We start from the raw sequence: 10,206 nt of genomic DNA on the forward strand, positions 1-10,206 counted from the left end.
AGGGCACCACCTTCACCGTCCGGCTGCCCCTGGGCTCCGAGCCGCTCGCTCTGAGCTCGTGAGCGACGCGCGAGGGCTTGTGGCTCATCTGGAAGTCCTTATCGGCAGCGTGTACGTTCTGCGCGCGCCTTGGCGCCCCGAGGGGGACTCATGACGATGAAGTGTCCGAAGTGCCAGCGCCCCATCAACATGACCGGGCTCCAGCCAGGCTCGTCCATCACGTGCCAATGCGGCAATGTGGTGGCGGTGCCGAAGTCAGGCATGAGCCGCACGATGCTCTTTGTGCTGATCGGGGCCGGACTTGTGGTGCTCGCCTGCCCGTGCCTGGGCGTGATCTCGGCCATCGCCATTCCCAACTTCATCCGGTTCCAGGCGCGGGCGCGGCAAGCGGAGTGCCATACCCAGCTCAAGTCCCTCTTCACGGCGCTCAAGGTGACTGACGAGCCAGTGCAAGGCGCTGGGCTGACCTTCTCCCAGATCGGCTTCGCTCCGGAGCGGGGCAACCGCTACTCGTACTTCCTGGGGCAGGGGCCAATGGAGGACCGCAGCGGCTCGCAGGCCCAAGGTACGGAGCAGGCCCGGGGCATTGGCGTGGACACCTTCAGGTACTCCACGCTGCGCGTCTTCACTGTGGCGGATCTCCCCCCGGCGGTGGCGGAGGAGGTGGGGATCTCGGGGACGTGTCCCGACTGCGACTTCACGGTGGCGTGCGCGGGAGATGTGGACAACACCCCCAGCGACACCCCCGACGTGTGGACCGTCTCCAGCAAGGACCGGTCGATCAATGGCGAGCCAGTCCCCGCTGGGGAGCCCTACAACCACGTGAACGACGTCAACACGGACTGAGGCGCAGCCTCCTGTCTACGCCGGATCCAAGGCCCAGGTCCCCTCCTCCCACCGCTTCAAGGCTTGCTGAGCGCCGAAGGGGATCATTCCTTCTCCCTTGGCAGCTTCTTCCAGGACCGCCTTGGCCTCCGCCGTCCGATGACGAAGGAGATGCGCGGCGGCCATGATACGTACGTCCATGCGCGGGTGCTTGAGCAGTACGGAGAGGGCATCGCGCCCCGCATTGCCGTGAGCCCGGAGCTTGTCAAACGCGGCACCGTACTTCCTGGCGTGCTTGTTCCCGGTCTTGGCATCTCCCCGCCAGATGGCATCGGTCTGGGCAGCTACGTTTTGAGCGAACTGCTCGACAAGATCCTCCAGCGTCATCACCAGATCCCCTTGCGATCACTGTGTAGAAGAGCTGGGGGGCCAGGGTGTTCTCCACCGCCTGGGAGATGCTCTCTTTGAGGGGCTCGATCGACAGGCCCAGGGCCACCCCCAGCTTGTCCCACTGACTCAAGCCCATCGCATCGTCGAGCAGGGAGAGGCAGTCATCCCTGCGCTGGCCCGGCTTGCAGAGGCCGCCGAAGCTCTTGCTCATGAGGCGCTTCCAGCGAGTGTCCTCGTCGTTACCTGGGTAGGAGGCGCGCACCAGCCAAGCTTGCTGAGCGGGGCGAAGGGCCAGGGGAGCCTCCAGCACCAACCGCGTCAGCGCCTCCTCGAACGCTGCGGCGTCCACCTTCACGGACTTGTTCGAGGTGGGTGGCCGGTACTCCAGGGGTGCCCCCTGCCCCATGTCCAGCCGTACCACGCGCGGAGTCGTGCACGCAGTGAACAGGGCCAACAACAAGACCGCAGCGGTCAGACGACGTGCCATGAGATCCCTCCTTGCTCGAGGCAAGTTCCAGTCTACGGGAAGGTCATCTCAGCGTGCCCCGGTTCAAGCCGGGGCACGCCCACCCCTACGCCAACGGCGTCATCATCGCCACCAAGGGAGGCCTTTATGCGTTCCTCCCGGTAGTGTTATCGAGCGAGGTAGTTGATGGACGTGCGAGCGGTCTGGCTGATGGGGATCAGCAGGGTGCTCGGCGTGCAGCGGGTGGATGATGGGCACGCGCAGCCGAGTGCAGACCCACCCCAACTCGCGCATCGACGAGTTGCTGCCCCACCTGTGGAAGCCTCTGCAGAACGCCGACTCGTCCTGACCGAGCTCCGTTCCGGTCTCACTCCCAACTCGTCCCCCTCTAGCTCGAGATCAGCACCGAGCATGGCGAGCATCCGCCCTCTAGCCCCTCAGCACGTCGCTGGGCGGACGGGTCCGCAAGGGCTGCGCGGAGCACCCGCCACCTCAGACGGGCCGCCGCCGCGCCGGGGACAAGGAAGCGCTCTCGAGCAAGGCGTTCGCGAGCGCCGCCCACGCCCTCCTGGCCGAGCACCCACGCGTCACGCTGATGCCCGGCACGGACTGGCGCGTGCGCTTCTCGCTCGAAGCATGCTCCACACTCGCCACCGCTCCGCCTACGCTGACTGCGGATCCTCCAGGGCGCTCGCCGCCTTCAGTCGGAAGAAGTCCTGGAGGGGCCGCACCATCGTCCTGAAGAGATACACGACTCATTGGAGGGACAGGGGCAACTCCACACGCGTCTTGCCACCTGGCGGCAGCGCGAGCATAAACCCCCCATCCCAGGGGGTTCCGATGATGGCAGCAGGCGGCAAGAGCGGGAGTGGACTCGTGACGGGCGGGCGGTGGGCGTCCCGAAACCGGCTGTGCGGAGCGCTGGGCGCGCTGTTGTCAGCAGCAATCCTGCTGGTCTCGGGTGCGTCCCAGGCCCAGCCAGGGCGCGGCCCCAGCGAGCCGGTGGACACAGCAATGCGCGCGAAGATCGTGGACCGCGTCTCGGCGGCGCTGAATGAGGCCTACGTCTTCCCGGACGTGGCCAAGAAGATGGAGGCGAGCATCCGCCAGAAGCTGAAGGCGGGCGCCTACGACAAGATCACCCACTCGGCCGAGCTCGCGGAGGTGCTGACCCGCGACCTCCGGGAGGTGAGCAAGGACAAGCACCTGGGCATCCGCTACGCGCCCTCCATGCCCCCGGGCATGGACCCCAACGGGCCTGGCACTCCGGCCGCCCGCGAGCAGATCCGACGCGAGCTGGCGGCCATGAACTTCGGCTTCGAGAAGGTAGAGCGGCTCACGGGAAATGTGGGCTACCTGGACCTGCGCGGCTTCATCGGCGCGGAGCTGGCGGGAGAGACGGCCGTCTCCGCCATGAGCTTCCTGGCCCACTCGGATGCGTTGATCATCGACCTGCGCAAGAACGGCGGCGGCGATCCATCGATGATCCAGCTCCTCACCAGCTACTTCTTCGACCAGTCCACCCACCTCAACAGCTTCTACATCCGCAAGGGGAACACCACGCAGCAGTTCTGGACCTCCGCCCATGTGGCCGGCAAGCGGATGACCGGCGTCCCCATCTACGTCCTCACCAGCCAGCGCACCTTCTCCGCGGCCGAGGAGTTCACCTACAACCTGAAGCACCTCAAGCGGGCCACCATCGTCGGCGAGACAACGGGCGGCGGCGCCCATCCGATCGAGCCCCACTTCCTCGCCGACGTGCACCTGCTGGCGATCATTCCCTTCGGCCGCTCGGTGAGTCCCATCACCGGCACCAACTGGGAAGGCACCGGCGTGGAGCCGGACATCAAGGTCCCGGCGGACAAAGCGCTCGAGGCCGCCCACCTGGATGCGCTGAAGAAGCTGCAGGCCCAGGCCAAGGACGACGAGCAGAGGCGGCAGCTCAGATGGTCCCTCCAGAAAGTGGAGGCGCTCGCCAGTCCGGTGACGCTGACCGCCGAGGTGCTGAAGAGCTTCGCGGGCAGCTACGGGCCGCGCGCGCTGCTCTACGAGAATGGCTCGCTCTGGTACCAGCGGCAGCAGGGCGAGCTCAAGATCCGGGCCGTCCCCATGACGGCGGACACCCTCATGCTCGACGACGGCAGGGACATCCTCCGCTTCCGGATTCAGAAGAACGCTTCGGGCCCGGTGACCGGGATCACCGGGTTGTACGCGGACGGCCGCACCGACACGTTTCCGCGCAGCGGAAGCTGGGCACAGCCTTGAAGGACTTGAGCGAACCGTGCCCCTGCCTGCTCAGTGCCGCTGTCGTGCCGCCGCCGCCTTCGCTACCACGGCCACCAGGTTCGAGATGAGCTGCGGGTCCCGGCTGCGGAGCACACGGCCCTCGCTCTGCCGTGTGCGCAACACCAGCCAGTACGTATCCCCCATCAGCAGGAGCGCGGCGATGGAGCCGAAGATGGCCGCACTCGCCAGGACCAGGGCCGCCTCATAGAGCTCCCCGTCCCGAGCGGCGGGGGTCGCCATGGCCGAGAGGAGCATAGGCAGCCCCACGACCACGCCCACCGTCAAGGTCACCAGCCATGGGAGGACGCGCGGGCTGCGGTGGATGGAATCCACCCCCTCTACATCTCCGAGCAGCCACGTGCGGCCCGCGATGACCACCCGCTCGCTCGTGACGAGCACGCCCTGGTCGTCAAAGATCGTGGTCTCACTCTCGCCAGGCTCAGTGCCCCTCACCTCCCTGGGGGAGAGGGGTGACGTCGAGAGGTGCGAGGCTGAGTCACTCATCGTACTTTCCTGGACGCGGAGGCCCGGCTCGGGGGGCCGAAGGGGTAGCAGGCCTGCCGAAAGCGGGGAGCACCGCGAGCAGCATCTGCCGCAGCCCCTCGAGCGGCTGCCCAAGGGCGAAGCACCCCCGAGCCCCCAACCGCAGCGCGCGCTGCATCTGCCGCTCGTCGGCGAACGGCAGCAGGATGAAGACAGGCGCCGGGTAGGTCCCATCCCGAGCGCTCTGCAGGGCGTTCAGGATGTTCTCGCCACGCCCGACCTGGAGGAGCACGAGATCCGGGCGGGCGAAGCTCGCCTCTCCCACGTGCAGGGTGATCCCCACCTCCGAGAGCACATCGAAGAGGAGTGCTGCGAGAGAATCGTCAGCACCCAGGAGCAGCGCGTGGCCGGCCTGTCGGGCCCCCACGGCTATTGGCCGCCCGCTCGGGCATGGGCCACGGAGACCGTGAACTCGCTGCGACGGTTCCTGGACCAGACGCTCTCGCCGCTGCCCACCTCCGCCGGGCGCTCCTCGCCGTAGGACACGATCGCGATGCGATCCCGGTCCACGCCAAGCTTCACGAGGTAGTCCTGAACCACCGCGGCCCGGCGCTGGCCCAGTGCCAGGTTGTACTCGGTCGTCCCCAGCTCGCAGGTGTGCCCGGAGATCGTCACGCGGGCTTCGGGGCGAGGCCGCAGGGCCTCCGCGACACGCTCGAGCAGCTCTCTCGAGTCGGGCCGAAGCGTCGCCGAGTCGAGCTCGTAGTAGATGGGCCCGAAGTCCCGCGGCGACAGCTCGGCCACCTCCTTCGGAGCAGGCGGCGGCTTCACCGGCTCGGCGCGGGGCGGCGTGCTCACCGGGGAGACGCCTTCAGAGGAAGCCGTGGCTGCGGACTTCGTGGCACAGGCGCTCGCGCCTATCGCGAGCAGCAGGAGGGGAAGAAGGAAGGAGCGCATGCCCCGCTCTCAAGCAACGCCCATGCCGCCCCGGCCTCTCTCAGGAAAGGGCCGCGCTCGGGCCCTCCCCCTGGTATCGCGCCACCCTACCGTGGCGAATTGCCAGACCCCTTCTCTCGCTCGCGGCGGTGGATGGTGGAGACGTCGATGCCGAGCAGCTCCGCCGCTCGCGTCTTGTTGCCTCCACAGCGGGCCACCACCCAGGAGATGTACTCGGCCTCCAGCTGGCGCAAGGGCCACAGCCCCTCCTGGGCCAGGGTGAGCGGGTGGGCCCCGGGGTTCACCGAGGGTGCATGCAGCTCGAGATCGGCCCGCTCCACCGTCTCCCGGGGCACGAGCACCACCAGCCGCTCGACCAGGTTCTCCAGCTCGCGCACGTTGCCCGGCCAGGGCATGGCGCCCAGCGCGGAGACCACCTCGGGCGAGAGGCCCGTCACCTTCGAGCGGGGGGTTCTCGCCCGGGCCCGCGCGACGAAGTGCTCAACGAGCAGCGGGATGTCCTCGCGCCGCTCGCGCAGGGGAGGAATCCTCAGGGTGACGACGTTGAGGCGGTAGAAGAGATCCGCCCGGAAGCGCCCCTCGCGCACCCGCGCCTCCAGATCCTGGTGGGAGGCCGCGACGATGCGCACCTCCACCGTGCGGCTGGCGTCCGCGCCCACCGCCCGCACCTCTCCGTCCTCCAGCACCCGCAGCAGCTTCGCCTGGAGCTCGGAGGGCATGTCGCCGATCTCGTCCAGGAACAGCGTCCCCTTGTCAGCCTCGACGAAGAGCCCCCGCCGGGGCGTGGTGGCGCCGGTGAAGGCCCCCTTCACGTGGCCGAACAGCTCGCTCTCCAGCAAGGCGTGAGGCAGGGCCGTGCAGTTGACGGCCACGAAGGGCTCAGCGGCCCGAGGCCCCTCCGAGTGCAGCGCTCGCGCCACCAGCTCCTTCCCGGTGCCGCTCTCTCCTCTCACCAGCACCGGCGCGCTTGAGTGAGCCACAGGCTCGATCAGCGCGTACAGGCTCCGCATGGCGGCGCTCCGGCCCACCAGCGCTCCTGGCCCTGTGGCCTGACGCAGCACCCGGTTCTCCGCGCGCAGCCGCCGCCCCTCCAGGGCTCGCTGCAGGTAGATGAGCACCTCCTCCAGCCGGAAGGGCTTGGTGAAGTAGTGCCAGGCACCGCGCCGCATCGCCTCCACCGCGCTCTCGATGCCCCCGAATGCCGTCATCAACAGCACGGGCACCTCCGGATCCACCGCGCGCACCGCGGCCAGCACGTCGAAGCCGTCCACCTGCTCCATGCGCAGATCGCTCAGCACGGCGTCGAACGGGCGGGCGCGCATCAGGCGGATGGCCTCCGCTCCTCCCGTGGCGAGCTCCACCTCGTACCCCTCGTCCGTGAGGGGCTCCTGCAGCATCCGCCCCATCTCCACGTGGTCGTCGACGACCAGGATGCGTCCCTTAGCTGACATGCTGCTCCGCGGCTGCCGAAGGCCCGGCTGCGGGCCAGAGCAAGGTGACGCAGGTGCCGCGCCCGGGCTCGCTCTCCAGCTCCACCCGCCCGCCGTGGTTGCGGACGACGTGCGCGACCACCGTCAGGCCCAGCCCCGTCCCCTGCCCTCGCTTCTTCGTCGTGAAGAAGGGATCGAACACCTGGTTGAGGCTCTCCGGGGGAATGCCACACCCGTCATCCTGGACGGTGAGGGTCACGAAGCCCCAGGCGCCCGAAGAAGAGCCATCCGGGGCCGCCGCGGTCAGCCGGACCCGTCCCCCCACGCTGCAGGCGTCACAGGCGTTGAGCGTCAGGTTCACGAGCACCTGCTGGAGCTGGTCCGGATCGGCGGCGATCGCTGGCAGCCCCTCGGGAAGCTCCCAGTCGATCCGCACCTGGCGCCGCTCGGCCTCCAGGCGGAGCAGCTCGCTCACGTCGCGCAGCAGCGGCCCGAGCGCTACCGGGCGCACCGCCGCGGGCTGGAGCCGCGAGAAGTCCAGCAGCTGGCGAAGGGTCCGGCTCACCCGATCGATCTGCTCGATGATGACGCCGACCCCGGCTGCCTGCGGATGGACGGCTCCCAGCTTGCCGAGCACGTACTCGGCCCGGCCCCGGACCACGCCCAGCGGAGTCCCAATCTCGTGCGCGATGCCCGCGGCGAGCACTCCCACGGTGGCGAACTTCTCGGCGCGCAGGAGCTGCGTCTCCAGGGCGCGGACGTTGCTGAGATCCTCGACCACGAGGAGCGTGCGCACCTCAGGATCTCTCGCCTCCAGCGGCACGGCGTGGATGCTGTACTGCCCCTCCTCGCCGAAGAGCGCCAGCGGCTCTCCCAGCAGGCTGCGCACACGGGCCTCGCGGGTGGCGGCTTCCACCAGCCCCTGCAGCCGGGTCACCACGGGCTCGGACGCCTGCGGGAAGGCCGCTGCCAACGGAGCTCCCGCGACGCTGGAGGGCATCCGGGCGCGCAGGACCTGGTTCACCGCGCTGATGCGGCCCTCGGCCGTGAGCGCCAGCACCCCCGTGGGGATGTTGTCGAGGATCTTCTGGGTCTTGTCATGCAGGTGCGCGAGCCGATCCGCATGTCGGCGGCTCTCGCGCAGGGCCACGGCGCGGCGCTGGGCCAGGAAGACGTACACCCCGAAGCCCACGAGGAACAGCGTCACCAGCAGGGCCGCGAGCGACAGCCGTACGATGAGGCCCCGCTCGTGGGAGCGCAGCGCAATGGTGGACACCAGGGTGGCGGCAGACCAGTGGCTGCCCCCCTTGAGCGGGATGGAGGTGAAGGCGGCGACGGCCTCTGCCTTCCCCAGGCCCAGCAGCTCCGCTTCGTGCTCGCTGATCAGGAGCGTGCCGCGCTCGCCCGCCCGCATCTTCGACGCCAGCGCGGCGTACATGGGGACGAGCCCCTGCTCCTGCTCCAGCCGCTGGTACCAGCTCGCGAGCCCCGCATCGCCCGCCGGGCTGGGGCGGCCGTGCGCACCAATGAGCAGCAGGCGGGCCTCGGGATCCGACGTCACGATGCGCAGCGGAGCAAAGAGGGACTGCGTGTCCACCAGGACCGCGACCGCGCCTCGGGCTGGCCCCCCCTCCGAGGGGATGGCCGTGGCCAGGATGCGCAGCCAGCCGCCCTCCACTCCGGCGAGCGGGGGAGAGCTGGTGATGTCTCCTGGGGGACGCTCGAGCGCCCGGCGCGCCGTCTCCATCAGCTCCGGAAGGAACTTCCCCTGGAGCACCAGGGGATCGGCACGCCGGTCCACCAGCCTCAGCTGCTCGCCCCCCGCCTCGTCATAGGCGGCGATGACCTTGTACTGGCCGATCACCTCCAACAGCGCCCGCAGCTCGCGCCGATGCTCCTCCGGCGTCCCCGGCTGGGAGAGGAGCTCTCCGGCGAAGAGCAGATCCTCGCTCACATCCTCCACGGCCTCGATCACCCCCCGAGTCGCCTCATCGAGCTGGGCCTGACGATCCCGGGCGAACTGCTGCACCAGCTCCGCGCGGCTGCGCTGGATGACTGCGAGCACTCCCACCCCTACGCTGGCGAGCGCGACGCACAGCAGAAGAATGGGAACGAGGGTGTGGCGCATGGATGAGACCGCTCTTCCAGACTTGTAGAGAACCGTTTGCGGCGAGGTTCCGCTACACTGAGGAGAGCGATATTCCCTCACCTGACAGTCGACTGCCCATCCCTCCCTATGAAGATCCTCGCCATCTCTGGAAGCCTCCGCAGCGTCTCGAAGAACACCGTCCTCCTCCGAGCTGTGACCTCCTTGGCGCCCCAGGGGGTGGAGATCACCCTCTACGGTGGGATGGGCGAGATCCCTCTCTTCAACCCTGACCTCGACGATCTCGATCACGGCAAGGCGCCGGCCTCGGTGCTCGACTTTCGCGCCCAGCTGCAAGCCGCGGATGGGGTGTTCATCTGCACCCCGGAGTACGCACACGGTGTCTCGGGCGTGATGAAGAACGCGCTCGACTGGCTGGTCGGCAGCGGCGAGTTCATGCAGAAACCCACGGTTCTGTTCAACGCGGCGCCGGGTTCCGAGCACGCCCACCCGGCACTGCTGGAGACGCTGAGGACGATGGGGGCGCTCGTCACCGACGCCACGCTGCCTTCCCCGCTGCCAGGCAAGAAGCTCGATGAGGCGGGGCTCCTCGCCATACCGGCGGTGGCTGACGCGCTGCGCACAGCCATCAAAGACCTCCTGCACGCGATCGAGACCCGTCCCGCTCAAGAGTTCTGAGCCTGCCTCCCGAGAGGCTCCTCGTGAGATCGAGGAGCCTCCTTCGCCTGCTCAGCTCTTCGCTGACTCTTGAGCCCAGCTCACCGGGAGTGCCTTCAGGCCATAGAGGACCATCTCGTGGCGGAAGGGCAGCTCTTCGATGGGGGCCGCCAGGCTCAAGCTGGGGATGCGCCGGAACAGCGTGCTGAAGACGACCTGGAGCTCGGCCCGCGCGAAGTCCGCTCCGATGCACTTGTGCAGTCCATGGCCGAACCCGACGTGCTGCGTCGTCTGGCGGTGGATGTCGAAGGCATCCGGGTTCTTGAACACCAGCTCGTCACGGTTGCCAGAGTTCAGCATGAGGATGACGCCCTCTCCCTCCCGGATCAGCTGGCCACCCACCTCCACGTCCGCCAAGGCCGCCCTCGGCAGGCCGGCGTGATTGACGGACAGGTAGCGCACCAGCTCGTCCACCAGGTTCTCGCCCAGAGAGGGATCGCGGATGAACTCGGCGAGCTGGTCCGGGTTCTTCAGCAAGGTCACCGTGCCGAGCCCGATCACCTGCGCCATGGTGTCGTACCCCCCGAGCAGCAGCAGCGCTGCCA

The 10,206-nt window shown here is 68.6% G+C and carries 10 protein-coding genes; 3 read left to right on the forward strand and 7 right to left on the reverse strand.

Features of this window, described 5'->3' with window-relative positions:
• The first annotated feature begins 150 nt into the window (after nucleotides 1-150).
• Nucleotides 151-846 carry a fimbrial protein gene (locus tag VD972_RS20730; protein WP_324989612.1) on the forward strand — a complete coding sequence of 232 codons (696 nt, stop codon included), beginning with the start codon at nucleotides 151-153 and terminating at the stop codon, nucleotides 844-846.
• Between the two features lie 15 nt (nucleotides 847-861).
• Here VD972_RS20730 and VD972_RS20735 read toward each other — a convergent pair whose 3' ends face one another.
• Nucleotides 862-1,212, reverse strand: a complete 351-nt coding sequence (locus tag VD972_RS20735; RefSeq protein WP_324989613.1) for a DUF2019 domain-containing protein — start codon at nucleotides 1,210-1,212, stop codon at nucleotides 862-864.
• Nucleotides 1,213-2,521: 1,309 nt separating this feature from the next.
• Here VD972_RS20735 and VD972_RS20740 point away from each other — a divergent pair.
• Complete coding sequence (locus VD972_RS20740; protein ID WP_324989615.1) at nucleotides 2,522-3,946, forward strand: S41 family peptidase; 1,425 nt, start codon at nucleotides 2,522-2,524, stop codon at nucleotides 3,944-3,946.
• Between the two features lie 30 nt (nucleotides 3,947-3,976).
• Here the strand turns inward: VD972_RS20740 and VD972_RS20745 are convergent, their stop codons facing one another.
• From VD972_RS20745 to VD972_RS20765, 5 genes are all read right to left on the reverse strand, one after another.
• A complete protein-coding gene (locus tag VD972_RS20745; protein WP_324989617.1) occupies nucleotides 3,977-4,471 on the reverse strand; it encodes a DUF6232 family protein in 495 nt (164 codons plus the stop codon).
• The gene (locus VD972_RS20750) at nucleotides 4,464-4,877 is read right to left on the reverse strand and encodes a hypothetical protein (RefSeq protein WP_324989618.1); all 414 of its coding nucleotides are present in this window, start codon (nucleotides 4,875-4,877) and stop codon (nucleotides 4,464-4,466) included. Before VD972_RS20750 ends, VD972_RS20745 begins: the two co-directional genes overlap by 8 nt.
• 2 nt (nucleotides 4,878-4,879) lie before the next feature.
• Nucleotides 4,880-5,407 (reverse strand): OmpA family protein, encoded by a 528-nt coding sequence (locus VD972_RS20755; protein WP_324989620.1) that lies wholly within the window; start codon nucleotides 5,405-5,407, stop codon nucleotides 4,880-4,882.
• A gap of 86 nt (nucleotides 5,408-5,493) precedes the next feature.
• Nucleotides 5,494-6,858: a sigma-54 dependent transcriptional regulator gene (locus VD972_RS20760; RefSeq protein WP_324989621.1), complete on the reverse strand. Its 1,365-nt coding sequence runs from the start codon at nucleotides 6,856-6,858 to the stop codon at nucleotides 5,494-5,496.
• Nucleotides 6,848-8,965: a two-component system sensor histidine kinase NtrB gene (locus VD972_RS20765; RefSeq protein WP_324989622.1), complete on the reverse strand. Its 2,118-nt coding sequence runs from the start codon at nucleotides 8,963-8,965 to the stop codon at nucleotides 6,848-6,850. Before VD972_RS20765 ends, VD972_RS20760 begins: the two co-directional genes overlap by 11 nt.
• A 108-nt stretch (nucleotides 8,966-9,073) precedes the next feature.
• Between VD972_RS20765 and VD972_RS20770 the strand changes: the two genes are divergently transcribed.
• The gene (locus VD972_RS20770) at nucleotides 9,074-9,622 is read left to right on the forward strand and encodes an NADPH-dependent FMN reductase (protein WP_324989624.1); all 549 of its coding nucleotides are present in this window, start codon (nucleotides 9,074-9,076) and stop codon (nucleotides 9,620-9,622) included.
• Between the two features lie 51 nt (nucleotides 9,623-9,673).
• Here the strand turns inward: VD972_RS20770 and VD972_RS20775 are convergent.
• On the reverse strand, nucleotides 9,674-10,206 hold a 533-nt coding region (locus VD972_RS20775), incomplete at its 5' end, for a cytochrome P450 (protein ID WP_324989626.1).

The sequence above is a fragment of the Hyalangium sp. genome (genome assembly GCF_035629615.1).
Lineage (GTDB): Bacteria > Myxococcota > Myxococcia > Myxococcales > Myxococcaceae > Hyalangium.

Bases quoted from the DNA above. Each gene is read 5' to 3' on its own strand.
- VD972_RS20730 (WP_324989612.1), top strand. From the start codon at position 151: ATGACGATGAAGTGTCCGAAGTGCCAGCGCCCCATCAACATGACCGGG.
- VD972_RS20735 (WP_324989613.1), bottom strand. From the start codon at position 1,212: ATGACGCTGGAGGATCTTGTCGAGCAGTTCGCTCAAAACGTAGCTGCC.
- VD972_RS20740 (WP_324989615.1), top strand. From the start codon at position 2,522: ATGATGGCAGCAGGCGGCAAGAGCGGGAGTGGACTCGTGACGGGCGGG.
- VD972_RS20745 (WP_324989617.1), bottom strand. From the start codon at position 4,471: ATGAGTGACTCAGCCTCGCACCTCTCGACGTCACCCCTCTCCCCCAGG.
- VD972_RS20755 (WP_324989620.1), bottom strand. From the start codon at position 5,407: ATGCGCTCCTTCCTTCTTCCCCTCCTGCTGCTCGCGATAGGCGCGAGC.
- VD972_RS20760 (WP_324989621.1), bottom strand. From the start codon at position 6,858: ATGTCAGCTAAGGGACGCATCCTGGTCGTCGACGACCACGTGGAGATG.
- VD972_RS20765 (WP_324989622.1), bottom strand. From the start codon at position 8,965: ATGCGCCACACCCTCGTTCCCATTCTTCTGCTGTGCGTCGCGCTCGCC.
- VD972_RS20770 (WP_324989624.1), top strand. From the start codon at position 9,074: ATGAAGATCCTCGCCATCTCTGGAAGCCTCCGCAGCGTCTCGAAGAAC.